Consider the following 25,451-nt stretch of genomic DNA (forward strand, 5'->3'; position numbering starts at 1 on the left):
GAGGACGGGGCAGGGCGGGTCAGCGAAGACAGCGGGTCACAGCAGACCCGATTCGCGCATCGCTTGTTCCACCGTCGCCTGGCCGGCGGCCGTCAGCGGCACGATCGGCAGGCGCAGCGTCGCACCGCAGTGCCCCAGGCGCGACAGCGCCCACTTGGTGGGGGCCGGGCTGGGCTCGACGAACAGGTTCTTGTGCAGCGGCAGCAGCTTCAGGTGGATCTCGCTCGCTTCGCGCGCCTGGCCGGCCAGCGCCGCCTTGCACAGCTCGTGCATGGCGCGCGGTGCGACGTTGGCGGTGACGCTCACGTTGCCGTGGCCGCCCAGCAGCATCAGCGCGACGGCGGTCGGGTCGTCGCCGGAATAGATCGAGAAGCCCTCCGGCGCATTGCGGATCAGCCAGCCGGCGCGCTCGATGTTGCCGGTGGCTTCCTTGATGCCGACGATGCCGGGGATCTGCGCCAGCCGCAGCGTGGTCTCGGGCAGCATGTCCGCGACGGTGCGGCCGGGGACGTTGTACAGCACCATCGGGATGTCCACCGCTTCGGCGATGGCCTTGAAGTGCTGGTAGATGCCTTCCTGCGAGGGCTTGTTGTAGTACGGCACGACCGACAGCGTGCAGTCGGCACCGGCCTTGCGGGCGTAGCGCGAATGCTCGATGGCTTCGCGGGTGGAATTGGCGCCGGTGCCGGCCATGATGGGCACCCGGCCGCGCGCGTGTTCGACGGCGACGCGGATGATCTCCCAGTGCTCTTCGACCGAGACCGTGGGGCTCTCGCCGGTGGTGCCGACCACGCCGATGCAGTCGGTGCCTTCGGCGACGTGCCAGTCGATCAGGCGGCGCAGCGCGTCATAGTCGACGCTGCCGTCCTCGTGCATCGGGGTGACGAGCGCCACGATGCTGCCAACAATGGGTTTCATGCAGGATCCTCGGAATCCATCGATTTTACTCACCCGGCGGGGGGTGCCCGGCGTCCAGCAGGTAACGCGGGATTTCCCCGGGTCCGGGGGCGGCCGGCGGGGCGTTGACGGCGGCGATGCGCTGCACGAAACGGGCCGGCGAGCCCAGGAAGCCATCCTCGTAGGCGACGATGCGCAGGCCGCGCGCGGCCTCCAGCAGTTCGCCCGGGCGCAGCAGGAAATCGGGGTTCGACGGCTTGCCCACGCTCTGGTTGCCGTGCGCGAAGGTTTCGTGGATCAGCACGCCGCCGGCGTCCAGCGCGTCGCGCAGCAGCGGCAGCAGCGGGCGCCACAGGTAGTTCGTGACGATCACCGCGTCGAAGCGCTGGCCCGGCAGCGGCCATGGGTCGGCCTCGAGGTCGGCCAGCACCACCTCGGCAATCGCCTGCAGCGGGGCGATCGCGGCGCCGTCGCGGTCGACCGCCGTCACCTGGCAGCCGCGGCCGCAGAACCAGCGCACGTGGCGCCCGCTGCCGCAGGCGACGTCGAGCACGCGCGCCCCGGGCGGGATCAGGTGCGACCAGCGCTGCACCCATGCCGACGGCGCGAGCCCGTGGTGCGTCATCGGGTTGCTCATTGCGGGCGCGCGTGCCGGGCCAGCGCCTTCAGCGCCAGCCGGTCGACCAGGCGCGGCGCGAGCAGCTTCAGCCAGCGGCCGAGCTTGCCCTGCGCCGTCATCACGATGTCGCGCCGGCGCGCCTCGGTGCCCTCGATGATCAGGCGGGCGCAGGTCTCGACCGGCATCGCGTTCGATTCGTCCAGCCCGCTGCGGCCGGCGGCCTGGCCGGCGGCGTTGTAGCCGCGGTGGCGGATCGCGGTGGCGACGACGCCGGGGTAGGCGATGGTGACGCTGATGCCCTGGCGGCCGATCTCGGGCCGCAGCGATTCGAAGAAGCCGGTCATCGCGAACTTGGTGGCGGCGTAGGCGGTGCGGCCCGGCACGCCGACCAGCCCGGCGAGGCTGGACACCGCGACGATGCGGCCGTAGCTCGCCTTCAGGTGCGGCAGCGCGGCGTGGGTGCACCAGACGCTGCCCCAGTGGTTGACGCGCATCAGGTCTTCGTACCAGCCGAGGTCGGTGACGTCGCGCAGCAGCGCCTGGGCCGACATGCCGGCGTTGTTGACCAGCGTGTCGAGGCGGCCGAAGGCGTTCATCGTCGCGTCGACCAAGGCCCTGCAATCGGCCTGCACGCCGACGTCGCAGCGCTGCACCAGCACCTGCGCGCCGCTGGCGCGGCATTGGGCGGCGACGGCCTCGAGCTTGTCCTGCTGGCGCGCGGCCAGCACCAGCGCGATGTTGGTCTTGCCGCGCGCGGCCCATTGGCGCGCCATCTCGGCACCGATGCCGTCGGAGGCCCCGGTGATCACGACCACGTACATCTCGACCCGTCCTTCAAAAGCAGCTCCACAGCTGGTTGGCCAGTGTGAAGGCCATGTCGGGTTTCAGCCAGGCGGCAAACACCAGCAGCAGCGCGACCGCCGCGGCGGCGAAGGCGAGGCCGCGGCGCAGCTTCATGCCGCCTGCGGCGCCGGGCGCAGGATCGCCGTCTCGCGAACCGGCAGGTTCACGAGCGCGGCGAACACGCCCAGCCCGACCGCGATCCACCACACCACGTCGTAGCTGCCGGTGGTGTCGTAGAGCTTGCCGCCCAGCCACACGCCGAGGAAGGAGCCGACCTGGTGGCTGAGGAACACGAAGCCGCCGAGCATCGACAGGTAGCGAACGCCGAAGATCTGGGCCACGACCGCATTGGTCGGCGGCACGGTCGACAGCCACAGCACGCCCATCACGGCGGAGAAGACGTAGACGCTCATCGGCGTGAGCGGCACGTTCAGGAAGACGACGATGGCGACCGAGCGCAGCGCGTAGATCGTCGAGAGGATGTAGCGCTTGGGCAGGTGCTGGCCGAGCGTGCCGGCGGTGTAGGTGCCGATGACGTTGAACAGGCCGATGAGGGCGAGCGCGACGGTGGCGACGTCCTGCGTCAGGCCATGGTCCTTCAGGTAGCTGGGCATGTGCACGCCGATGAACACGACCTGGAAGCCGCAGACGAAGTAGCCGGCCATCAGCAGCAGGAAGCTCGGGTAGGCGAAGGCTTCGCGCAGTGCGGCCGGCAGGCTTTGCTGCGAGGCGCCGGCAACGAACTTCGGCTCCTTCAGCCCGGCGGCCAGCGGGACGATGGCGAGCGCGACGCAGCCGAGCACGAACAGCGCGTTCTGCCAGCCGAAGTGGCCGATCAGCCAGTTCTCGGTGGGCACCATCAGGAACTGGCCGAACGAGCCGGCGGCCGCGGCCACGCCCATGGCCCAGCTGCGCTTCTCGGGGGCCACGTTGCGGCCGATCACGCCGTAGACGACGGCGTAGGTGGTGCCCGATTGCGCCATGCCGAGCAGCAGGCCGGCGCTGCCGGTGAAGGCGAGGCCGGAGGTCGACACGGCCATCAGCACCAGGCCGCCGGCGTAGAGCAGGCTGCCGGCGATCAGCACCTTGAAGGCGCCGAAGCGGTCGGCGATGGCGCCGGTGAACGGGCCGGCGATGCCCCAGGCGAGGTTCTGCACGGCGAGCGCGAAGGCGAAGGTTTCGCGGGTCCAGCCGCGGTCCATCGTGATCGGCTGCAACCACAGGCCGAAGCCGTGGCGGATGCCCATCGACAGCGTGACGATCATGGCGCCGCACAGCAGCACCTGGGTCATCGACAGCGGGGCAGGGGTGTGGGGGGGCGACTGCACGGACATCGGATCAATGTAACTCGATTCTCGATTCGTTCTTCGGGGCGGCAAAGGCGCGGGCGGGCAGGCTGGGGCGCGCCGGATGGAGCGGTCGCCGCGCCTGGAGGCGCGTCGACTGCCCTGCGCTGCCTCCTGATTGGCGCGCCCCAGCCTGCCCGCCCGCGCCTTTGCGGAGCCGGCGTCTTGGTGCGGAGAACCCGGATTGSCATCCGGGCTACATGACGACCCCTCGCCCGGCGCTCGTAGCCCGGATGCCAATCCGGGGTTTGTCCGTCACTTCACTTGTTGCTTGCCGAGCTTGCGTGCGAGCGTGCGCCGGTGCATCCCCAACCGCCTGGCCGTCTCGGAAATGTTGAACCCCGTCTCCGCCAGCGTCTCGTGGATGCGCTCCCATTCCAGCGTCTTGATCGAGCTGGCGCGGTTCGTCAGCTCGACCTCGGTGGTGCCGGCCGCGCGGCCGAACGCGGCCTCGATGTCGTCGGTGTTCGACGGCTTGGCCAGGTAGTGGCAGGCACCCAGCTTGATCGCCTCGACCGCGGTCGCGATGCTCGCGAAACCGGTCAGCACGACGATCAGCATCTTCGGGTCGTGCGCATGCAGCGCCTGCACGCAGGCCAGCCCCGACGCGTCGCCGTTCAGCTTCAGGTCGACGATCGCGAAGCCGGGCGATTCGGTCTGCAGCACCGTGGTGACGTCGCTCAGGCTCGCCGCCAGCGTCACGCGGTAGTCGCGGCGCTCGAACGAGCGCCCGAGCGTGCGCGCGAACGAGGCATCGTCCTCGACGATCAGCAGGCGCCGTTCAGCGGTGGTGTCCATCGGCTTCGTCCTGTTCCTCGATGTCCTCGTCCTCGTCCTCGTCTTCGTCGGCGGCCTCCAGCACGATGGCCGACAGCGGCAGCGTGATCTTCACCGTCGCGCCGCCCTCCGGCCGGTTCGCGGCCGTCACCGTGCCGCCGATCGTGCGCGCCACGTTGACCACCAGGAACAGCCCCAGCCCGCCGCCCGGCCGTCCCTTGGTCGACTGGTACGGCTGGCCGAACTGCGCCAGCATGCCCGGCGCGAAGCCCTTGCCGGCGTCCGTCACCGCCAGGCTCAGCGCATCGCCCTCGCGCTCGACGTCCAGCCGCAGCCACTGCGGCGAGGCCTCGAGCGCGTTGTCCAGCACGTTGCAGATCATCTGCTGGATCGCCGAGTCGGACACCATCGTCACGTCCTCGCCGAACCGGTTGTCGTAGGCGAAGGCCTTGACCGGCCGCGTGCGGCGCCAGTCGCGCACCAGCGCGTCGAGGAAGGTGGCCAGCGTCGTCGCCTCGGAAGATTCGCCGCGCGCCTCGCCGGCCGTCAGCAGGATGCCGCTGACGATGGCCTTGCAGCGCTCCAGCTGGGTCTGCATCTCCTCCACCTCCTGCAGCAGCTCGGGGTCGGAGCTGAAGTGCGGCAACCGCCGCCAGTCGCCCAGGATCACCGCCAGCGTGGCCAGCGGCGTGCCCAGCTCGTGCGCAGCACCCGAGGCCAGCAGGCCCATGCGCACGATGTGCTCCTCTTCGGCGGCGCGCTGGCGCAGGTCGGCCAGCCGCGCATCGCGCGCGCGCAGGTTGTGGTTGATGCGCACGATGAAGGTGACCAGCAGCGCCGCGTTCAGCGCGAAGCACAGCAGCAGCCCCAGCACGAACGGGCTGGACAGGCCGCGCGCATGGTCCAGCGGGATGTCCAGCGGCCGGTAGGCCAGCCCGAGCCCGGCGAAGCACAGGCAGGTCACCGCGACCAGGATCCAGGTGAAGCGCGGCTTCAGCAGCACCGCGCCCAGGATCACCTGCAGCAGGAACAGGAAGGCGAACGGGTTGGTCGCCCCGCCGCTCAGGTACAGCTGGGCGGTCAGCATGCCGACATCGACCAGCAAGGCCACCAGCAGCTCGACGTGCAGCACCGGCCGCCGGCTGCGCACCCGCAACACGCTGACCAGGTTGAACGCCACCAGGCAGTACAGCACCGCCAGCATGTGCTCCACCGGCAGCCGGATGCCGAAGCCGAAATGCACCGTCGCGATCGTCGCGATCTGGCCCACCACCGCGATCCAGCGCAGCTGGATCAGCTGCTGCATGTTCTTCAGCCCGGCGTCGGCCACGGGGGCGGCCGCCACCCAGGGCGCGGGCGGGCCGATGCGGGCTTGCTGCAGGGCGGAGGGTTCAGCCGGGGGAGACATCGGCCGGATTGTCCCTCGGCCCGTGCGCCGACCAGCGGCCGCCGGGCCGCAGCATCCAGGCCGCGCCGGCCACCATCAGCGCCAGGCCGTACCACGTGAGGGCGTAGACGAGGTGGTTGTTGTGGAAACGGACCACGGTCAGCCCGCCGACCGGCCAGGCTTGCGGCCCGGCATCGGCATCGACGAACCAGGGCGCCGCGTTCGCGAGGCCCTGCGCCGCGGCGATCGCCTGCACGTCGCGCGAGAACCAGCGCTGCGCGGCCGGATCGTTGCGGCGCAGGAAGCCGCCGCCGGGCTCGCTCAGGCGCAGCAGGCCGGTGAGTTCGACCTCGCCGGCCGGCCGCACCGCCGACGCCCGGGCCTGCGTCGTCACGAAACCGCGGTTCACCAGCACGCTGCGGCCATCGGCCATCTGCAGCGGGGTGACGAGCCACCAGCCCGGGCCTTGCTCGGTGACGGCCTGCACCAGCGTCTCGCGCTCGTGCAGGAAGCTGCCGCGCAGCGCGACAGGGCGGTACTCGTCGGCTGCCGCGGTGACGGGCCCGGCGGGGGCTCCCACCGGCGCCGCGTGGATGCGCTGCTCGACCCGCTCGATCAGGTCGAGCTTCCAGAACAGCCGCTGCACCTGCCAGGTGCCGAGCGCGGCGAAGCCCGCGAACAGCAGGGCGGCCGCTGCGATCAGCGCTGCCCTGCGCGGCCTCACGGCCTGACTCGCATGTCGTGCATGCTCGGCATCATGTTGGCGTTCATGTGGAACATCACCCACATCGAGCCGCTGAGCGTGATCACCACCAGCACCAGCGTGAAGATCAGCGCCAGCATCGACCAGCCGCCCTCGGCACGCGCGTTCATGTGCAGGAAGTACACCATGTGCACGACGATCTGCACCGCGGCGAAGCCGAGGATCACGAACGCGGTGGTGCTGGAGCTGCCGAAGGCCTTGCCCATCACCAGCCAGAACGGGATCGCCGTCAGGATCACCGACAGGATGAAGCCGGTGGCGTAGCCCTTCAGCGTGCTCGGCGGGTGGCCGCCGTCGTGGTCGTGGTGGTCGTCGTGACCATGATCGTGGTTGTCATGCGCGGCGCTCACGGCAGCACTCCCATCAGGTAGACGAAGGTGAAGACGCCGATCCAGACGACGTCCAGGAAGTGCCAGAACATCGACAGGCACATCACGCGGCGACGGTTCGCGCCGGTCAGCCCGTGCCGGCCGAGCTGGAACATGAGCGTCACCAGCCAGACGATGCCGAAGGTGACGTGCAGCCCGTGCGTGCCGACCAGCGTGAAGAACGACGACAGGAAGGCGCTGCGCTGCGGCCCGGCGCCCTCGTGGATCAGGTGCGCGAACTCGTACAGCTCCAGGCCCAGGAAGCCCAGGCCGAAGAGGCCGGTGATGCCCAGCCACAGCAGCGTCGCGCGCAGCCGCTTGCGCTGCATCTCGAGCACCGCGAAGCCGTAGGTGATCGACGACAGCAGCAGCAGCGAGGTGTTGACGGCCACCAGCGGCAGGTCGAACAGGTCGGCGCCCGACGGGCCGGCCGCGTAGCTGCGGCCCAGCACGCCGTACACCGCGAACAGGCAGGCGAAGACCAGGCAGTCGCTCATCAGGTAGAGCCAGAACCCGAGCAGGGTGCCGTTCTCCGGATGGTGTTCCTCGCGCAGGTAGTAGCGCGGCTTGGCGGCGTCCGCCGCGGGGTTCAATGCAAGTTCAGACATGGGCGGCCAGCAGCTGGGTGCGTGCGTTCTCGGTGCGGACGACCTCGTCCGCGCCGATGTGGAAGTCGCGCTTGTAGTTGAAGGTGTGGACGATGATGGCGGCCATCATCGCGGCGAAGCCGAGCACGGCCGGCAGCCACATCTGCCAGATCAGCGCGAAGCCGACCGCGGCCGCCAGGCCGGCGATGATGAAGCCGGCGCCGGTGTTCTTCGGCATGTGGATCGGGATGAAGCCGCTGGTCGGGCGCTCGAACTTGTTGGCCTTCATGTCGTACCAGGCGTCGTTGTCGTGCACCACCGGCGTGAACGCGAAGTTGTACGACGGCGGGGGCGACGCGGTCGACCATTCGAGCGTGCGGCCGTTCCACGGGTCGCCGGTGGTGTCGCGCAGCTGTTCGCGGCGGATGAAGCTGACCACCAGCTGGACCAGGAAGCTCGCGATGCCCAGCGCGATCAGGAAGGCGCCGAAGGCCGCGATGACGAACCACACCTGCAGCGACGGGTCGTCGAAGTGGCTGAGCCGGCGCGTCACGCCCATCAGGCCCAGCACGTACAGCGGCATGAAGGCGAAGAAGAAGCCGATCTGCCAGAACCAGAACGAGCACTTGCCCCAGAACGGGTCGAGCTTGTAGCCGAAGGCCTTCGGGAACCAGTAGGTGATGCCGGCCAGCATGCCGAACAGCACGCCGCCGATGATCACGTTGTGGAAGTGCGCGATCAGGAACAGGCTGTTGTGCAGCACGAAGTCGGCCGGCGGCACCGCCAGCAGCACGCCCGTCATGCCGCCGATCACGAAGGTGACCATGAAGCCCACCGTCCACAGCATCGGCACCTCGAAGCGGATGCGGCCGCGGTACATCGTGAAGAGCCAGTTGAAGATCTTCGCGCCGGTGGGGATCGAGATGATCATCGTCGTGATGCCGAAGAACGAGTTGACGCTCGCCCCCGAGCCCATCGTGAAGAAGTGGTGCAGCCACACCAGGTACGACAGGATGGTGATCACGACCGTGGCGTACACCATCGACGCATAGCCGAACAGGCGCTTGCCGCTGAAGGTGGAGACCACCTCCGAGAAGATGCCGAAGGCCGGCAGCACCAGGATGTAGACCTCGGGGTGGCCCCAGATCCAGATCAGGTTCACGTACATCATCGCGTTGCCGCCGAGGTCGTTCGTGAAGAAGTTGGTGCCGACGGTGCGGTCGAGCGACAGCAGCGCGAGCACCGCGGTCAGCACCGGGAAGGCGGCGACGATCAGCACGTTGGTGCACAGCGCGGTCCAGGTGAAGACCGGCATCTTCATCATCGTCATGCCGGGCGCGCGCATCTTGACGATGGTGGCGACCAGGTTGACGCCCGACAGCAGCGTTCCCACCCCCGCGATCTGCAGGGACCAGATGTAGTAGTCGACCCCCACGTCGGGGCTGAACGCGATGCCCGACAGCGGCGGATAGGCGAGCCAGCCGGTGCGCGCGAATTCGCCGACGAACAGCGAGGCCATCGTGAGGCCGGCGCCGAAGGCCGTCATCCAGAAGCTGAAGTTGTTCAGGAACGGGAAGGCCACGTCGCGCGCGCCGATCTGCAGCGGCACGACGAAGTTCATCAGCCCGGTGACCAGCGGCATCGCGACGAAGAAGATCATGATCACGCCGTGCGCGGTGAAGATCTGGTCGTAGTGGTGCGGCGGCAGGTAGCCGACGTTCTCGCCGAACGACACCGCCTGCTGGGCGCGCATCATCACCGCGTCGGCGAAGCCGCGCAGCAGCATCACCAGGCCGAGGATCACGTACATGATCCCGATCTTCTTGTGGTCGATGCTGGTGATCCAGTCGCGCCACAGGTAGCCCCACAGGCGGTAGCGCGTGACCAGCGCCACCACGCCCACGCCGCCCAGGCAGACGGCGATGAAGGTGACGAGGAGGATGGGCTCGTGGAACGGGATCGCGTTCCAGGAGAGGCGGCCGAAGACGAGCTTCGTCAGGTCGAGGTGGTCGAGCATCGGGTGCGACTCAGTTCTTGGAGGTGCGGAGCACGGGCTGCGTGCCGGTGGGGTCGGCGACGGTGCACAGGGCGGCCGCGACGTAGTAGGTGCGCGGCGTGCCGCCGTCGGCCGCGGCTTCGCGGGCCTTCACGCCCTCGATGCCCTGGCGGCCCAGGCCGCCGCCGGCGTCGATGGCCATCATTTCCGACATGCACATCTTCGAGGCATCGACGCAGCGGTTCAGGATCGCGTCGTACAGGCCCGGCGCGACCGTCGCGTAGCGGCGCACCGGCTCGCGTTCGCTCGGCTGCTCGAGCTTCAGGTAGTCGGCGCGGGTCAGTTCCTTGCCGTCGGCCTTGGCGGCCTGCACCCACTTGTCGAAGTCGGCGTTGCCGAGGCCGTGGAAGCGAAAGCGCATGCCCGAGAAGCCGGCGCCGCTGTAGTTGGACGAGAAACCCTCGAACTCGCCGGGCTTGTTGATCACCGCGTGCAGCTGGGTCTGCATGCCGGGCATCGCGTAGATCATGCCGGCCAGCTCGGGGATGTAGAACGCGTTCATCACCGACGACGCGGTGATCTTGAACTGGATCGGCCGGTCGACCGGCGCGGCCAGGTCGTTGACCACCGCGATGCCCTGCTCGGGGTACAGGAACAGCCACTTCCAGTCCAGCGCCACCACCTCGACCACCAGCGGCTTCACGTCGGGCGTCACCTGGCGGGTGGCATCGATGCGGCCGAGCGGGCGGTAGGGGTCCAGCGTGTGCGTGCTGATCCAGGTGACGGCGCCGAGCGCGATGATGATCAGCAGCGGCGCGGCCCAGATGATCAGCTCGAGCTGGGTCGAGTGGTCCCAGTCGGGTTCGTAGCGGGCGGCGCGGTTGGAGGCGCGGTAGCGCCACGCGAAGAGGCCGATCAGCACGATCACCGGCACGATGATGAGCAGCATCAGCCAGGTGCTGACGAGGATCAGCTTGCCCTGCTGGGCGGCGATGTCGCCGGACGGGTTCAGCAGGACGGTGTTGCAGCCGGCCAGCAGCAGGGCGGGGGCCAGCAGGAGCAATCGGCTCAGGTGCTTGAGGGGTGGCATGACGGGGTCATCGAAGGAGGGGCGCGCGCAAAGTGCTTCCAACCGGCGCCCGATGGCCCGAGAATCTACGTTCAACGGCCCGGCTCGGGGATTGGACGTTTTGTCCTATCGCAACAAATGCCGGGCAATGCGAACCTTCAGGATGTGCGCACGACAGTCGATTGACGCTTCATGACGACCTCCAGCCTGGAACCGAAACACCCCCATCCGACGACCGAAGACATCGGTCGCGATGCCCGCCGCCTGCATGCCCACGACCCGAAGGTCGCGCCGGGCGAGATCGCCATCGGCGTGATCATCGGCCGCTCGTCCGAGTATTTCGACTTCTTCGTGTTCGGCATCGCGGCCGTGCTGGTCTTCCCCGCGGTGTTCTTCCCGTTCGAGAAGGGGCTGGAAGGCACGCTGTGGGCCTTCACGATCTTCTCGTTCGCGTTCATCGCGCGGCCGATCGGCAGCATCATCTTCATGGCCATCCAGCGCCGCTACGGCCGCGAGGCCAAGCTGACCATCGCGCTGTTCCTGCTCGGCTCGTCCACCGCCGGCATGGCCTTCCTGCCGGGCTACGAGAGCCTCGGTTTCACGTCCATCGTGCTGCTGTCGATCTTCCGCGTCGGCCAGGGGCTGGCGCTGGGCGGGGCCTGGGACGGCCTGCCGTCGCTGCTGGCGCTGAACGCGCCGAAGAACCGCCGCGGCTGGTACGCGATGCTCGGCCAGCTGGGCGCGCCGATCGGCTTCACGATCGCGAGCGGGCTGTTCGCGTTCCTGTACGCGAGCCTGAATTCCGAGGATTTCCTGACCTGGGGCTGGCGCTACCCGTTCTACGTGGCGTTCGCGATCAACGTGGTGGCGCTGTTCGCGCGGCTGCGCCTGGTGGCCACCAACGAGTACGCGAAGCTGCTCGACGCGCACGAGCTGGAGCCCACCGACGTCGGCGAGCTGGCGCGCTCGCAGGGCTCGACGGTGGTGATCGGTGCGTTCGCGGCGCTCGCGAGCTACGCGCTGTTCCACATCGTCACGGTGTTCCCGCTGTCGTGGATCAAGCTGTACTCGACGCAGTCGATCAGCGAGTTCCTCGCGGTGCAGATGGTGGGTGCCGGCATCGCGGCGCTGGGCATCATCGCGTCGGGCCGCATCGCCGACACCTTCGGGCGGCGCCGCACGCTGGGCACGCTGGCCGCCATGATCGCGGTGTTCAGCGGCTTCGCGCCGACGCTGCTGGGCGGCGGGCCGCTCGGGCAGGACGTGTTCATCCTGGTCGGCTTCGCGCTGCTCGGGCTGTCGTACGGCCAGGCGTCGGGCGCGGTGACCTCGAACTTCGAGACGCAGCACCGCTACACCGGCGCGGCGCTGACGTCCGACCTGGCCTGGCTGATCGGCGCGGCCTTCGCGCCGCTGGTGGCGCTGGGGCTGTCGGCGCACTTCGGGTTGGCGTATGTCAGCGTCTACCTGCTGTCCGGGGCCGCGGCCACGCTGATCGCTCTGAGCGTCAACCGCGCCATGGAAATCAAGGACTCGGCAGCCTCGTGACGCCATAGCCCGGAGGCCCATCCGGGCAGCGCTTCATCCGGATCGTGGGTCCCGGATCGCCATCCGGGCGACCTCATCGAGGCGCTGCTGGATGCACTCGGCCAGCAAACCGGCCACCAGCTTCACCACCGGCCCCGGCGGGCGCCCGGCGTCCACCGCGAGGCTGATGGTCTGCGCCTCGACGCCCTTGTCGCGCACCGGAATGAAACGCAGCGAACCTTCCTGCAGCTCCGGCGCCGCATCCAGCTGCGAGGTCAGCGCCACGTGGCTGCCCTGGCGCGCCAGCATCTTCACCAACTGCAGCGAGTTCGTCTCCACGCGCAGCCGCGCATCGTTGAACAGCCAGTGGTAGTGCGCCTCCAGGTAGCGGCGGATCAGCAAGGCCTTGCTCTGCAGCGCGATCGGGAACGCGCACACCTGCTGCAGGCTCACCGTCTCTTCCTGCGCCAGCGCATGCCCGGGCGCGACCACGCAACCCAGCGGCAGCGCGCGGCTCCACAACGACAGCAGCTCGCGCCGCGGCGGCAGGTTGAACACCGCCGCCAGCTCGGCCTTGCCGGCCAGCAGCGCCGCCACCGCATCGTCGCTGCTGCCGATCTCGATCCCGAGCGAGATGCGCGGGTGCTCGGCCGCCAGCCGCGCCACCAGCGGCGGCAGCACGCTGGTGGCGTGGCTGTCCATCGCCGCGATCCGCACATGCCCCTGGTGGATGCCCTGCAGCTGCCGGATCTCGGCCGCCACGCGCCGCTCGTCCGCCCGCCAGCGCCGCGCCAGCGTGACGATCGCGTCGCCCGGCGGCGTCAGCCGCATGCCCCGCGGCAGGCGTTCGAACAGCGGCACGCCGAGCGCCTCTTCCAGCTGCAGCACCTGGCGGTTGATCGCCGATGCGGCCACGTGCAGCTCCTTCGCCGCGCCCTGGATCGAGCCCGAGCGGGCCACCTGGTCCACATAGCGCAGTACCAGGGGAAGCAGGCTGTCGCGCATCGTGGGGTCCTTCTGCATGCTCAAAATGAGCATGCAGTGTTGCTCAATCGATGATGGACGGCAATGCAGGCGCTGCCTACGATGGCTTCACCTCATCCCTTTCCGGAGCCCCGCGATGCGTTCCCTCCCCCTGTGCCTGCTGGCCGGCCTGATGGCCTTTTCGGCCGCCGCGGCCCACGCCGGCTGGCCCGAGAAGCCGATCCGCATCGTCGTCACCTTCGCGCCGGGCGGCGCGAGCGACATCGTCGCGCGCGAGATCTCGGCCCCGCTGGCCAAGGCGCTGGGCCAGCCGGTGATCGTCGACAACAAGCCGGGCGCCGGCGGCACGCTGGGCGGGGCCGAGGTGGCACGCTCGGCGCCGGATGGCTACACGCTGATGCTGTCGAACTCGACGCCGCTGTCGATCGGGCCGTTCACGCTCGCCAAGCCGCCCTACGACCCGGTGAAGCAGTTCACCCACATCGCGATGCTGGGCGTCGCGCCGGTGGCCATCATGGCCAACCCGCAGGCCGGCATCGGCTCGCTGGCCGACCTGCCGAAGGCGGTGGCGGCGGCCAACGGCAACCTGAGCTTCGGCAGCGGCGGGCCGGGCTCGATCGGCCAGATCGTCGGCGAGATGCTGAAGGCCGACCTGAAGCTGAACATGACCCACGTGCCCTACCGCGGCGGTGCACCGATGACGACCGACCTGGTCGCCGGCGTGGTGCCGCTGGGCATCGACGTGATCACGGCCTACGTGCCGATGATGAGGAGCGGCCAGATCAAGGGCATCGCGGTGACCTCGCGCAAGCGCTCGCCGCTCGCGCCCGACGTGCCGACGGTGGTGGAGCAGGGCCGGCCCGACCTGGTCAGCGACAACTACTTCGGCGTCTCCGGTCCGGCCGGGCTGCCCAAGGAGGTCAGCGACAGGCTCGCGCAGGCGCTGGCCGAGATCATCGCGCAGCCGGCCGTCGTCAAGCGATTCGAGGAGCTGGGCATCACGACGCTGAAGATGAGCCCGGCCGAGTTCGGCGGTTTCGTCGAGAAGCAGATCCGCGACTGGGCGCCGGCGATCAAGGCGGCGGACCTGAAGCCGTGAGCGGCGCGATGGACTGGCATTCGCTCGTGCATTGCAGCGACGAGGCCTTCGTCGAGCACCTGGCGGGAGTCTTCGAGCATGCGCCGTGGGTGCCGGTGGCGGTGCTGGGCCAGCGGCCGTTCGCGAGCCCCGATGCATTGCACGGGGCGATGATGGCCCGGCTGCGCGCCCTGCCCGAGGATGAACTGCTGGCGCTGCTGCGCGGCCACCCCGAACTGGCCGGCGACCAGGCGCGCGGCGGCCGCATGACGGCGGATTCGGTGGCCGAGCAGGGCAGTCTGTCGCTGCAGGCGCTGCCCGCCGCCGAGGCGGCGCGCTGGGACGCGATGAACGCCACCTACCGCGAGCGCTTCGGCTTCCCGTTCATCCTGTGCATCCGCGAGCATTCGCTGGCGTCGGCGCTGCAGGCCTTCGCGCAGCGGCTGCAGCGCACGCGCGCCGAGGAACTGCAGCAGGCGCTGGCCGAGATCGGCCGCATCTCACGGCGGCGGCTTGCGGCGCGCATCGGCGGCTGAGGCCGCCTGCTGCGCTTGCAGCAAGGCCAGCCGCTCGCGCATCGCCGCCCCCATCGCGATCTGCGGGTTCGAGTAACCGTCGGTCTTGCCGGCCTCCTTCTCGCGCTGCGCGATCACCTTGCGCGCCGCCGCGTGCGCCGCCTCGAAGTCGCGGGTGCCGCGCAGGCCTTCGTCGTACATCGCGCGGCCGAAGAAGGTCAGCTCCGAGCGCCGCCCGCAGCCGTACGAGGTGTGGTCGCTGTCGGCCGCCGTCATCACCAGCGTGTCCGGGCCGGACAGCGGTGCGATCCAGCTGCCGGAGTAGCAGGCCGAGATCGACAGCACGCGGTGCCGGATGCCCGCCGCGTCGAGCCAGCCCTTCAGCATCTGCGGCGTGACCGAGTCGACGTCGAGCGGCCAGAACGAGGCCGCGAGCTGCCCGTCGCGCGCGCCGTGCGAGGTCAGGTGGATGAACAGCACGTCCTCGTCGCGGTCCATCAGCGTGGCCATCTTCGCGATCGCGCGTTGCAGGTTGACCGGCGTGGCCCACGGCAGCGGCGCCGGGTCCGCGTGCTGGCTCACCAGCTGCAGGCTGCGGCCGGCGCTGCCGAAGCGCTGCGCCATCACGTCCGACACCATCGCGCTTTCGCGGCGGAACACCGCCTCTTCGGCGTTCGGCGCGAAGGTCAGCGCGTAGACGTCGACCACGCCCTTGCGCTGCGGTGCCAGCGCCTGCAGCTGGGCCTGCAGCAGCTGCGACTGCTGCTCGACAAGCTCCTGCGTCAGCTTGAAGCGCGGCAGGGCGTCCTCGGCGGATTCGGCGCGCGCCGGGTACCAGTGCATGCCGCGGTCGAGCCAGATGGCGCTCGCGCTGACGGCTGCCACCAGCGCCACCATCGCCAGGCGCGGTGCGAGGCGGGTGCCGGCGCGCCACAGCAGCAGCACGCGTGCGAGAAACATCCACGCGATGGCCAGGTACCAGCAGCCCAGCGCCAGCCACTGCGCCTCGCCGCCCTCGGTGTACATGCCGCTGCGCGCCATCGGCAGCATCACCAGCGTCGGCACCAGCAGCATCGGCAGGCTTTGCGCGCCGAGCATCGCGAACAGTGCGACGGGCCGCTCGCGCGACACCAGCCAGCAGGTCCACAGCAGCAGCACCTGCGTCGCCCAGCCGCTGCCGAACAGTGCCTGCCAGTAGAAGCTCGCCGGACCGACGATGTACAGCCGTTCCAGCAGCACGCCGAGCGCCAGCGGCACCAGTACCAGGCAGGCGACGATCGCCGGCGTGGCCTGCAGGCCGGTCCAGTCGGGACGCATCAGCAGCGCGCTGCGCACGCCCTGGTGCCACCAGGCGCCCAGGGCGCCGCGCGGCAAGGCCGGTGCGGGAGGGGGCGGGGGTGTCGAAGGCGCCGGCGGCGTGTCGAGCGGCTCGGTGAAGTGGGTGTCGGTCATCGTGTTCTCGTGGTTCTCTCCCTCGCCGGGGGAATCTACCAAACGCCGATGTCAGCCCGCCTCGGCCAGCACGCTCGACATGTACTCGGTGAGGGCCCGCGCCGACGGCTTGGCGGCGCGCCCGGCCGGGAACACCGCGTTCAGTTCGGTCGTGCCGAGGTTCCAGTCCGGCAGCACGCGCACCAGCCGGCCGTTGGCAAGCTCGGCGCGGCAGCCCCAATGCCCCGTCACGGCGATGCCCATGCCCGCCATCGCGGCGGCCGTCGCGCCCTCGTTGACGGTGGCCGACAGGCGGCTCTGCACCCGCACCGTCACCGCCTTGCCGGCCTGCGTCATCGACAGGCCCTTCGGGCCCGGGCCGACCGGACCGGCGATGAAGCGGTGCGCCGCCAACGCGTCCGGCGTCGCGGGGACCCCGGCGTGCGCCAGGTAGGCCGGCGACGCCACCAGCACGCGACAGGTGGCACCCAGGCGCCGCGCCACCGCGCTGGAATCGGGCAGCTCGCCGAAGCGGAAGGCCACATCCACGCCATCCTGCACCAGGTCGTGTCGCTGGTCCTTCATCAGCAGCTCGATGCGCAGGGCCGGATGCCGTTCGGCGAAGGCGGGCAGGTGGGGGATCAGTTCGCGCACCGCGAAGCTGGAGGCGATGCCCACGCGCAGCACGCCGCGCAGCTCGCCGCTGCCGCGTGCGACGTGGTCGGCCTCGTCGAGCGCGTCGAGGATCGCCTCCACGCGCACCAGGTAGTCGGCGCCGCAGTCGGTCAGCGTGACGGCACGCGTGGTGCGCGTCAGCAGCGCGGTGCCGACCTCGCGCTCCAGCGCACTGACGATGCGCGACGCCGAGGGTTGCGACAGCCCCAGTTCGCGCGCCGCGCGCGAGAAGCTGCCGCCGCGTGCCACGCGGACGAAGAGCCGCAATGCAAAGAGCCGGTCATTCATGTTGTCTGTGAATATATCTTAGCCACCGAAGACGGCTACCGGCTTGCCTGCGAATCAAACACCATTCGTTCCGACGCCGACGTGGCGACAGGCATCCAAGGACAGAACCATGAGCAAGCTGAACAACAAGGTGGCCATCGTGACCGGTGGCTCGAAGGGCATCGGGGCCGCGATCGCGGCGGCGCTGGCCGCGGCCGGTGCCGCGGTGGTCGTCAACTACGCCAGCAGCCGCGCCGGCGCCGACGCGGTGGTGGCGAAGATCGCGAAGCAGGGCGGCCGGGCGATCGCGGTGCAGGGCGACATGGCGAAGGCGGCCGACGTCGAGCGCGTCTTCGCCGCCGCCCGCGAGGCCTTCGGCACGCCGAACGTGCTGGTGAACAACGCCGGCGTGTATGCCTTCGGCCCGATCGAAGACCTGAGCGAGGACGACTACCGCCGCCAGTTCGACACCAACGTGCTGGGCGTGCTGCTGGCCACGCGCGAGGCGGTGAAGCACTTCGGTCCGGCCGGCGGCAGCGTGATCAACATCGGCTCGATCGCGAGCGTCGGGCAGATGCCGAACTCGGCCGTCTACTCGGCGACCAAGAGCGCGGTCGACGCGATCACGCGCGTGCTGGCGATCGAGCTGGCGGCGAAGAAGATCCGCGTCAACACGATCGCGCCGGGCGCGACGGCGACCGAGGGGCTGGCGGCGATGGGCGTGGTCGACGGCAGCGACCTGCAGAAGGCGAAGGTCGCGGCGATCCCGGCCGGCCGCCTGGGGCGCCCGGAAGACATCGCGCCGCTGGTCGCCTTCCTGGCCAGCGACGACGCGGCGTGGATCACCGGCGAGCGCATCAGCGCGTCGGGCGGCCAGCGCTGAGGCCTGCGGGGCAGGGGACAATGCGGGCCCTTCCCGCTGCGTCTTCCCGCCCATGCCGTCTTCCCGCCCTGCTGCAAGCGTCGTCATCGTCGGTGGAGGCCCGGCCGGCCTGATGGCGGCCGAATGCCTCGCGGCCGGCGGCGTGCAGGTCGACCTGTACGACGCGATGCCCTCGGTGGGCCGCAAGTTCCTGCTCGCCGGCAAGGGCGGGTTGAACCTGACGCACAGCGAGCCGCTGCCGGGCTTCATCGAGCGCTACGGCGCACRGCGCGAGCAGGTGGCCCGCTGGCTCGACGTGTTCGGCCCGCAGGCGCTGCGCGACTGGGTGCAAGGGCTGGGCATCGCCACGTTCGTCGGCAGCTCGGGGCGTGTCTTCCCGACCGACATGAAGGCCGCGCCGCTGCTGCGTGCCTGGCTGCAGCGGCTGCGCGCGGCCGGCGTGCGCTTCCACATGCGCCGGCGCTGGCTGGGCTGGACCGAAGGCGGCGCGCTGCGCTTCGCATCGCCCGACGGCGAGCACGCGGTGCAGGCCGATGCCGTGCTGCTGGCGCTGGGCGGCGCGAGCTGGTCGCGGCTGGGCTCCGACGGCGCGTGGGTGCCGTGGCTGCAGGCGCGCGGCGTCGACGTCGCCGCGTTGCGCCCGTCGAACTGCGGCTTCGACGTCGCGCCGGCCTGGAGCGAGCATTTGCGCAGCCGCTTCGCCGGCGAGCCGCTGAAGTCGGTCGCGATCGCGCTCGACGACGGCTGGCAGCAGGCCGGCGAGTTCGTCGTCACGCAGACCGGCGTCGAGGGCAGCCTGGTGTACGCCGCGTCGTCGCGGCTGCGCGAGCAGATCGATGCGAGTGGCCAGGCGAGTTTCCTGCTCGACCTGCTGCCGGCGCGTTCGCACGAGTGGGTTGCCGCCGAACTGGCGCACCCGCGCGGGCCGCGTTCGCTGGCCACGCACCTGAAGACGCGCCTCGGCCTGCACGGCGTCAAGGCCGCCCTGCTGCACGAACTGGTGCCGAAGGCGGAGATGGCGGACCCGGCGCGGCTCGCGGCGCACATCAAGGGCCTGCGCATCCCGCTTCGCGCTGCGCGCCCGGTCGACGAGGCGATCAGCAGCGCCGGCGGAGTCCGTGCCGCGGCGCTCGACGCGTCGCTGATGCTGCGCACGCTGCCCGGTGTCTTCGTGGCCGGCGAGATGCTCGACTGGGAAGCGCCGACCGGCGGCTACCTGCTGACGGCGACCATGGCCAGCGCGCAGGTGGCGGCGCGCGGCCTGTTGCACTGGCTGGCCGCGGCGCCGGCTTCGGACACCGGGCCGCGCTGACCGTACTTACTGCTTCTTCGCGGCGCTGCTGCCGGCCGACTCGGTGTGCGACTGGGCCAGGGCCGTCGACGCGGCCGGTTCGGCGGACTTCGCGGGGCCGTAGGCCATCACGCCGGCGAACTCGCCGCCCATCGGCAGCGTGCCCTTGGCGCGGGCTTCGACCAGTTCGGCACGCACCTGGGCGCGGGTCTTCGGGGCGGCATCCTGGGCCATCGCGGCAGCGCTGCCGAGGGCGAGCGCGACGGTGGCGACGAAAGTCAGGACGGGGCGGGAGGCGGACAGCTGGTTCATGGTTCACTCCATCGGGTGGGTTCGACGGCGACCTGTCGTCGATGGAGTGGACTGTGGCGACGCGGGCCGCTTCGCGACACGGCGGTGCGACGAAGCGCCCGGCCGCGGCGCGAAACGCCGCCGGCGCGGCGTGAACGGAGGTCAGCGCAGCGCTGCCGCCCCGCCGGCACCCGCCAGGCGGGCCTGCGCCTCCCAGCGCCGGGCTGCATCCAGCACCGCGGCGAAGGCCTCGCCATCCTCCAGCAGCGCCCGCTTGGTCTTCGCGTCCAGCGGGTTCTCGATGCCGGTCTCGTCGCGCGGCATGCGGTCCTCGCGCACCGCCTTCAGCAGGCGCTCGATCTCGCCGGCGGCATGCGCCGGCGTCTGCAGCAGCACGAGGCGCTTGCTCTTGCCCGGGTTGCTGGGCACGTGGCACGAATCGCATTCGCCCTGGCGCAGCCGCAGCGCCAGGCGCTTGTACGCGCCTTCGAGCGGGCCCAGGTAGGGGTTGTCGGTGCGGTACAGGCCGTCGAACAGCGTGGCCTTCGGTTGCGTGCGGCCCTGCGCATCGGTCCACATCCATTGCCCGCTGAAGCCTGCCGGAGCCGGCACGGGCACCACCGCGGTGAGCGGCGGCTGCGTGCCGTGCACCGTGAACTGCGCCACCTTGACGCGCCCGCGCATCGGCTCCCACCACAGCAGGACCTCGTTCGCGCCCTGGTACATGGCCCACTTCTCGGCGTCGTGCCAGAACGGGTACGGGAACTGCCCCGGCGCGAGCCGGTTGCGGAAGCCGGTCGCGAAGCGCAGCTGGAACAGCCCTTCGGAGGCGACGTAGCGCACGCTGTGCCGGCCGTCGAACATGAACAGCGGCATGTACATTCCCGTCAGCACGTCGGGCGCGAACTGCGTCAGCGAGCTGGCCTGCAGCGACAGCGCCGGGTCGCGCTGGCGGCCCCACAGCACGATCGCATCGAGCGCGTCGCGCAGCACGGCATCGCCGAACAGCCCGCGCTTGCACTGCTCGAAGGCCGGCTGATCGGCGGTGTCGGCCACCGGGCAGTGGCGCGTGAAGGCGGTGGCGATCTCGGCGGCCGCGGCGCGCGCCTGCACCCACTGCTCGTCGCTCGGCGCGCTGCCGGCCGCCCACGCCGGCAGGCCGGCGAACCCCCAGGCGAGCACCGTGAGCCCGCGTTTCCAGCATGCTGCCATGGTGTCTCCTGCTTGGTTGGGTTTCAGCCGACGATGCGGCCGTAGCGGTCGACGACGACCGTCTCGACGTACTGCGAACCGTGCGGGTTGTCGGGCGCATAGGCGACGCGGTAGCCGCCCAGGTCGGTGCGCAGCGTCGTCAGCGCGTCGCGCACGCGGGCACGCGTCACGCCGCCGGCCTTGGCCGCGGCGCGCGCCGCCTCGACCGCGACGCGGCCGGCGATGTAGCCCTCCAGCGTCGTCAGGCCCAGCGTCGCGCTGCCACCCAGCGCGGCCAGGTCGCTCTTGCACTGCCCGACCACGCCGACCCCCAGCGCCGACGGCCGCGGCACCACCAGGCTCATCACCACGCTGCGCCGCGTCGCGACCACGCCGTCGATCAGGTCCTGGCCGGCGAACGACGACGAGAAGTGCATGCCCGGGTAGGCACCGGTGTGCATGTGCTCGATGATCGACAGCACCGGCGTGGCATTGGTCGTGAACATCACGCAATCGAGCCGCTGCTCGAGCAGCTGTTGCGCCACCGCCTGCAGCGAACCGCCATTGCGGTCGATCGGCACGATGACGGTCGGTTGCACGCCGAGCCGGGCCAGCGCGTCCTCCATCGCCAGCAGGTTGGCCTTCGAGGTGTCCTTCAGGTGCACGTAGCCGATGCGCTTGAAGCCGAACTCCTTCGCGTAGCCCACCATGCGCCGGTACTCGACGTCGTAGCCGGCGCGCACGTGCACCGCGCCGGACGTCGCCGAGCTGCGGATGCCCATGTTGCCGCTGGCGGTGCCGATCAGCGCGATCTGGTTCTTCTCGACCTGCGGCATGCAGGCCTCGGCGGCCGCGCCGCTGGTCAGGCCGACCAGGGCCGCGGCGCCGTCGCCGATCAGCTTCTGCACGTTGGCGATGCAGCGGTCCTTGGTGCCGCCGTCGTCGAGCACCTGCAGCTCGAAGCGCGGGCCCTTGGGGTCGGCGCGGTTGGCGGCGGCGAACGCGGCCAGGATGCCGTCGCGCACGTCGGCGCCGTAGCGCGCCTGGGCGCCGCTGAGCGATGCGCTCTGGCCCAGCGTCACGACGGTGTTGGCGGCGAAGGCGAGGCGCGGGAAACCCGCGCAGGCGGCAGCGCCGCCCAGGAGAAGGTCACGGCGTTTCATGGTGTGCCCTTCAGCCGACGAGGCGGCCATAGCGGTCGATCGCGATCAGGTCCACATAGCGCGAGCCGTGCGTCGTGCCGGCGAAGTCGACCTTGTAGCCGCCCAGGTCGCTGCGCAGGCCGGCCAGCGATTCCCTCATCCGCGTGCGGTTCGGTGTGCCGGTCTTGGCCGCGGCATGGGTCGCCTCGACGGCGATGCGCCCGCTGATGTAGCCCTCCAGCGTCGTGATGCCCAGCCGCGCGCCGTTGTTCAGCAGCGCCAGGTCGCGCTGGCATTGCGCGACCACGTTGACGCCCATCTGCGACGGCCGCGGCACCACCATGCTCATCACGCAGCTCTGCTTGCGCGCGGTCAGCGTGTCGATCAGGTCCTGGCCGGCGAAGGACGAGGCGTAGAACAGGCCGGCGTACTTGCCGCGCACCAGGTGGTCGATGATCTTGCCGACCGGGCCTGCATTGGCGGTGAACAGCACGCAGTCCAGGCGTGCGGCCAGCAGTTCGTTGGCGACGCCGTCGAACGAGGTGGCATTGCGGTCGATGGCGATGGCCACCTTGGGCTGGATGGACATCGCCGCCAGCGCGGCGTTCATCGCCTCCAGGTTGGCCTTCGAGGTGTCGCCCAGGTAGACGACCCCGACGCGCTGCATGCCGAAGTCCTTCACGTAGCCGACCATGCGCTTGTACTCGGCGTCGTAGCCGGCGCGCACGTGGAAGGCGCCGCCGAGGTTGCCGCTGCGGATGCCCATGTTGCCGCTCGCGGTGCCGAGCATCGCGATCTGCGCATCCTCGATCACCGGCATGCAGGCTTCTGCGCCCGCACCGCTGGTCAATCCGATCAAGGCGGCCGAGCCCGATTCGACCAGCTGCATCACGTTCTTCATGCAGCGGCTGCGCACGCCGCCGTCGTCCAGCGTCTGCAGGTCGAAGTGCAGGCCGGTGCCGGCTTCGTTGGCGTTCGCCGCGGCGAAGGCGGCGGCGATGCCGTTCTGCACGTCGCGGCCGTAGCTGGCCTGGCCGCCGCTCAGCGAGGCCGACTGGCCGAAGCTGACGACGCGGGCGCCGGCGGCGCGCGACGTCGCCAGCGGCCACAGTGAAACGCCGGCGCTCGCGGAGGCGGCCAGCAACAGGTTTCTGCGCTTCATGTTCATCTCTCCCTGAGACCACGTCATGGCGACGTGATCGGGTTTCGACAGCGCACGAGCGCACTGAAGCTGGCGTAGCCCGCCCTTACGTCCGTAGCACCCTGTTTCGCGGCGCTAGGTGTAAGCGAGCTTGAAATTGCGGCGAGAGCTGACGCGCCCGCCGATGCGGGCCGGCGGTCAGCTTCCCGGCGCCACCGGCCCCCGGCGCGATCAGAAACTGACGCGCACGCCCGTCTTCACCGAGCGGCCGGGCAGCGGCGACAGGTCGCGCACCGTCTGCACGGTGGAGGCGCTGTAGGCCAGCTTGTCGCCCAGGTTGCCCAGCTTCAGGAACCACAGCGCCTGGCTGCTGCCGATCTCGAAGTGCCGCGACAGCGACGCGTTGACGATCGCGTAGCCGCTGGTCGCGACGTCGGTGCTCGGCACGCGCTGCTGGCTGGCCGCGCTGTCGACCTCGAGGCGGGCATCCCAGGGCCCGGCGCCCAGGTCCAGCCCGACCAGCGCACGCAGCGGCGCCACGCGCGGCAGCGCCTCGCCGGTATCGAGGTTGGTGGCGCGCGTGTAGTCGAGCTTGCCGTCGACGCCCAGCGTCCAGCCGTCGCGGCGCAGCAGGCGCTGCTTGCCGTCGATCTCGATGCCGTTCAGGCGTGCGCGCACCGCGCGGAAGGCGTACTCCGGGAACGACTCGGGGCCGTTGTCGCCATCGGCCTGCACCGTCTGGCCAGTGGACTCCAGCGAGATGAAGCGCGAGAAGCGCGTGCTGAACGCGCCGAAGCGCACGTGGTTGCCGTCGTCCTTCCATTCGAGCGCGACGTCGATGTTGTTGCCGCGCTCGACGCCCAGCGTCGCATCGCCGCGCTCGTAGGCGCCGGTCGCCGCGTGCACGCCGTTGGCATACAGCTCGAACGAGGTCGGCGCGCGCTCGGTGTAGCTCAGCGCGCCGGTCAGCGCCCATTGCGGCGTCAGCTTGTAGACGTTCGACAGCGATGCGCTGCGCAGCGAGAAGCTGCGCGCATCGGCGGCGCCGAACTTCGGCTCGGCCGCATCGGCATCGCCGTCGGACGTGATGCGCGCATGCTCGACGCGCAACCCGGCGCTCAGCGTACCGGCCGCCCATGGCAGCTCCTCGAGCGCGAACAGCGCCTGCCGTTTCGTGCGCGTGCTCGGCACGAAGGCCTCGTCGCCGAGCGCCGAGAAATCGAAGTCCTCCGCCTGCAGCCCGACCACGCCCTGCACCGGGCCGATCGCGGCGTGCGTGGCCTCGATGCGGGCCTCGTTGCCGCTGGTCTTGAAGGTGGTGCCGATCGCGCCGGTGCCGGTGTCGACCTCCTGGTGCTGGTAGCGCGTGTGGTTGAAGGTCGCACGCACGCCGGTGAACGGGCCGTCCAGGTCCTTCAGCTCGCCGGCCACGCCGACGTGGTCGCGCTTCATGTCGATGTCGACGTCGGGCTCGGCCACCGCGCCGTAGGTGCTGCGGTAGGTGTCGACCGACAGGCCGACGTGGCCGTGGTCGAAGAACAGCGAGCCGCCCACCGCGCCGCCGTGCGTGTCGCTGGCCGAGGCGCGCACGCGCTTCGTCTCCGGCAGGTCGGCGCCGTCGGCGCGCGGCGTGAAGCTGGGCACGTGCAGGTCCGAGGTCTTGCGGCCGAAGGCATCGACGTGCAGGCCGAACTGGCCGTTGCCGGTCTCCAGCAGCGCCGCGCCGCCGCGTTCGGCATCGGCGCCGCCCAGGCGCAGCTCGGCCGAGCCGCCCAGGCCGGTCAGCGGGCTCGACGGGATGCGGTTGTCCAGCGTGTTGACGACGCCGCCGACGGCGCTGCCGCCATACAGCAGCGCGCCCGGGCCGCGCAGCACCTCGATGCGGTCGGCGATCAGCGGGTCGATCGGCACCGCGTGGTCGAAGCTCAGGCTCGACGCGTCGAGCGAGCCCCCGGCATTGCTGAGCATGCGCACGCGGTCGCCGTCCAGGCCGCGGATCACCGGGCGGTTGGCGTTCGGGCCGAAGTAGGTGGACGACACGCCGGGCACGCCGTTCAGCGTTTCGCCGATCGAGCTGCCGCGGCGCAGCGTCAGCTCGTCGCCGGTCAGCACCGAGACCGGCGCGGCGACCTCGCTGCGGCCGAGCGGGTTGCCGGTGACGACGACCTTCTCCAGCGTGGTGGGCGCACTGGCCGCGGCGGCGGGTGCGACGGCCGCAGCCGGGGTGGATTGTGCAAAGGCAGCCGAAGAGAAGGCGAGCGAGATGGCCACGGACACGGCGTGGCGCTTCGAGACGAACGAATTCATGGGGAGACTTCCGGAAAGCTGATGACGCCGGCCCCGGCTGCGCGCGAGCGCCACCGGGACCGGGCGGAAAGACGGG

The 25,451-nt window shown here is 70.5% G+C and carries 25 protein-coding genes; 5 read left to right on the plus strand and 20 right to left on the minus strand.

Going from position 1 to position 25,451, the window contains the following annotated elements:
- Window positions 1–36: 36 nt before the first annotated feature.
- From dapA to cyoA, 12 genes are all read right to left on the minus strand, one after another.
- Entirely contained in the window at window positions 37–918 is an 882-nt protein-coding gene (gene dapA / locus AC1DYN_RS05575) for a 4-hydroxy-tetrahydrodipicolinate synthase (RefSeq protein WP_477958119.1), read from the minus strand.
- A gap of 25 nt (window positions 919–943) precedes the next feature.
- Window positions 944–1,534 (minus strand): class I SAM-dependent methyltransferase, encoded by a 591-nt coding sequence (locus AC1DYN_RS05580; protein ID WP_477958120.1) that lies wholly within the window; start codon window positions 1,532–1,534, stop codon window positions 944–946.
- Window positions 1,531–2,337 carry an SDR family oxidoreductase gene (locus tag AC1DYN_RS05585; protein WP_477958121.1) on the minus strand — a complete coding sequence of 269 codons (807 nt, stop codon included), beginning with the start codon at window positions 2,335–2,337 and terminating at the stop codon, window positions 1,531–1,533. The genes AC1DYN_RS05580 and AC1DYN_RS05585 overlap by 4 nt, the downstream gene beginning before the upstream one ends.
- A gap of 13 nt (window positions 2,338–2,350) precedes the next feature.
- Window positions 2,351–2,473 (minus strand): hypothetical protein, encoded by a 123-nt coding sequence (locus tag AC1DYN_RS05590; protein ID WP_477958122.1) that lies wholly within the window; start codon window positions 2,471–2,473, stop codon window positions 2,351–2,353.
- Window positions 2,470–3,693 carry an MFS transporter gene (locus tag AC1DYN_RS05595; protein WP_477958123.1) on the minus strand — a complete coding sequence of 408 codons (1,224 nt, stop codon included), beginning with the start codon at window positions 3,691–3,693 and terminating at the stop codon, window positions 2,470–2,472. The genes AC1DYN_RS05590 and AC1DYN_RS05595 overlap by 4 nt, the downstream gene beginning before the upstream one ends.
- Window positions 3,694–3,960: 267 nt before the next feature.
- Window positions 3,961–4,503 carry a response regulator transcription factor gene (locus AC1DYN_RS05600; protein WP_477958124.1) on the minus strand — a complete coding sequence of 181 codons (543 nt, stop codon included), beginning with the start codon at window positions 4,501–4,503 and terminating at the stop codon, window positions 3,961–3,963.
- Window positions 4,487–5,890 (minus strand): ATP-binding protein, encoded by a 1,404-nt coding sequence (locus AC1DYN_RS05605; protein ID WP_477958125.1) that lies wholly within the window; start codon window positions 5,888–5,890, stop codon window positions 4,487–4,489. Before AC1DYN_RS05605 ends, AC1DYN_RS05600 begins: the two co-directional genes overlap by 17 nt.
- A complete protein-coding gene (locus AC1DYN_RS05610; protein WP_477958126.1) occupies window positions 5,874–6,593 on the minus strand; it encodes an SURF1 family protein in 720 nt (239 codons plus the stop codon). Before AC1DYN_RS05610 ends, AC1DYN_RS05605 begins: the two co-directional genes overlap by 17 nt.
- Complete coding sequence (gene cyoD / locus AC1DYN_RS05615; RefSeq protein WP_477958127.1) at window positions 6,590–6,982, minus strand: cytochrome o ubiquinol oxidase subunit IV; 393 nt, start codon at window positions 6,980–6,982, stop codon at window positions 6,590–6,592. Before cyoD ends, AC1DYN_RS05610 begins: the two co-directional genes overlap by 4 nt.
- The gene (gene cyoC / locus AC1DYN_RS05620; protein ID WP_477958128.1) at window positions 6,979–7,608 is read right to left on the minus strand and encodes a cytochrome o ubiquinol oxidase subunit III; all 630 of its coding nucleotides are present in this window, start codon (window positions 7,606–7,608) and stop codon (window positions 6,979–6,981) included. The genes cyoD and cyoC overlap by 4 nt, the downstream gene beginning before the upstream one ends.
- Window positions 7,601–9,604, minus strand: coding sequence for a cytochrome o ubiquinol oxidase subunit I (gene cyoB / locus AC1DYN_RS05625; protein ID WP_477958129.1), 2,004 nt, complete (start codon window positions 9,602–9,604; stop codon window positions 7,601–7,603). The genes cyoC and cyoB overlap by 8 nt, the downstream gene beginning before the upstream one ends.
- Before the next feature lie 10 nt (window positions 9,605–9,614).
- Complete coding sequence (cyoA, locus tag AC1DYN_RS05630; RefSeq protein ID WP_477958130.1) at window positions 9,615–10,673, minus strand: ubiquinol oxidase subunit II; 1,059 nt, start codon at window positions 10,671–10,673, stop codon at window positions 9,615–9,617.
- A gap of 171 nt (window positions 10,674–10,844) precedes the next feature.
- Here cyoA and AC1DYN_RS05635 point away from each other — a divergent pair, with 171 nt between their 5' ends.
- Entirely contained in the window at window positions 10,845–12,200 is a 1,356-nt protein-coding gene (locus tag AC1DYN_RS05635; RefSeq protein ID WP_477958131.1) for an MFS transporter, read from the plus strand.
- 33 nt (window positions 12,201–12,233) lie between these two features.
- On the opposite strand, the gene AC1DYN_RS05640 is transcribed toward AC1DYN_RS05635, so the two are convergent.
- Window positions 12,234–13,184, minus strand: a complete 951-nt coding sequence (locus AC1DYN_RS05640) for a LysR family transcriptional regulator (protein ID WP_477958132.1) — start codon at window positions 13,182–13,184, stop codon at window positions 12,234–12,236.
- A gap of 115 nt (window positions 13,185–13,299) precedes the next feature.
- Here AC1DYN_RS05640 and AC1DYN_RS05645 point away from each other — a divergent pair, with 115 nt between their 5' ends.
- Both AC1DYN_RS05645 and uraD read left to right on the plus strand, forming a co-directional pair.
- Window positions 13,300–14,262: a Bug family tripartite tricarboxylate transporter substrate binding protein gene (locus AC1DYN_RS05645; protein WP_477958133.1), complete on the plus strand. Its 963-nt coding sequence runs from the start codon at window positions 13,300–13,302 to the stop codon at window positions 14,260–14,262.
- Window positions 14,259–14,777: a 2-oxo-4-hydroxy-4-carboxy-5-ureidoimidazoline decarboxylase gene (gene uraD, locus AC1DYN_RS05650; protein WP_477958134.1), complete on the plus strand. Its 519-nt coding sequence runs from the start codon at window positions 14,259–14,261 to the stop codon at window positions 14,775–14,777. Before AC1DYN_RS05645 ends, uraD begins: the two co-directional genes overlap by 4 nt.
- Here uraD and AC1DYN_RS05655 read toward each other — a convergent pair.
- On the minus strand, window positions 14,742–16,208 hold the full coding sequence (locus tag AC1DYN_RS05655) for a C13 family peptidase (protein ID WP_477958135.1): 1,467 nt from the start codon (window positions 16,206–16,208) through the stop codon (window positions 14,742–14,744). The genes uraD and AC1DYN_RS05655 overlap by 36 nt on opposite strands.
- A gap of 51 nt (window positions 16,209–16,259) precedes the next feature.
- A complete protein-coding gene (locus AC1DYN_RS05660) occupies window positions 16,260–17,150 on the minus strand; it encodes a LysR family transcriptional regulator (RefSeq protein WP_477958136.1) in 891 nt (296 codons plus the stop codon).
- A 109-nt stretch (window positions 17,151–17,259) separates the two neighbouring features.
- On the opposite strand from AC1DYN_RS05660, the gene AC1DYN_RS05665 reads away from it, so the two are divergent.
- Window positions 17,260–18,012, plus strand: coding sequence for a glucose 1-dehydrogenase (locus AC1DYN_RS05665; protein ID WP_477958137.1), 753 nt, complete (start codon window positions 17,260–17,262; stop codon window positions 18,010–18,012).
- A 52-nt stretch (window positions 18,013–18,064) separates the two neighbouring features.
- A complete protein-coding gene (locus AC1DYN_RS05670) occupies window positions 18,065–19,324 on the plus strand; it encodes a TIGR03862 family flavoprotein (protein ID WP_477958138.1) in 1,260 nt (419 codons plus the stop codon).
- A gap of 6 nt (window positions 19,325–19,330) precedes the next feature.
- On the opposite strand, the gene AC1DYN_RS05675 is transcribed toward AC1DYN_RS05670, so the two are convergent.
- The 5 genes from AC1DYN_RS05675 to AC1DYN_RS05695 all read right to left on the minus strand — a co-directional run bounded on the left by AC1DYN_RS05675 (window position 19,331) and on the right by AC1DYN_RS05695 (window position 25,375).
- Entirely contained in the window at window positions 19,331–19,615 is a 285-nt protein-coding gene (locus AC1DYN_RS05675; protein WP_477958139.1) for a DUF4148 domain-containing protein, read from the minus strand.
- Between the two features lie 141 nt (window positions 19,616–19,756).
- The gene (locus AC1DYN_RS05680; RefSeq protein ID WP_477958140.1) at window positions 19,757–20,806 is read right to left on the minus strand and encodes a hypothetical protein; all 1,050 of its coding nucleotides are present in this window, start codon (window positions 20,804–20,806) and stop codon (window positions 19,757–19,759) included.
- 23 nt (window positions 20,807–20,829) lie between these two features.
- On the minus strand, window positions 20,830–21,948 hold the full coding sequence (locus tag AC1DYN_RS05685) for an ABC transporter substrate-binding protein (protein WP_477958141.1): 1,119 nt from the start codon (window positions 21,946–21,948) through the stop codon (window positions 20,830–20,832).
- Between the two features lie 10 nt (window positions 21,949–21,958).
- Window positions 21,959–23,089: an ABC transporter substrate-binding protein gene (locus tag AC1DYN_RS05690; protein ID WP_477958142.1), complete on the minus strand. Its 1,131-nt coding sequence runs from the start codon at window positions 23,087–23,089 to the stop codon at window positions 21,959–21,961.
- A 210-nt stretch (window positions 23,090–23,299) separates the two neighbouring features.
- Window positions 23,300–25,375, minus strand: coding sequence for a TonB-dependent receptor (locus AC1DYN_RS05695; protein WP_477958143.1), 2,076 nt, complete (start codon window positions 25,373–25,375; stop codon window positions 23,300–23,302).
- Window positions 25,376–25,451 lie beyond the last annotated feature (76 nt).

The sequence above is a fragment of the Rhizobacter sp. P2_D12 genome (assembly GCF_056404395.1).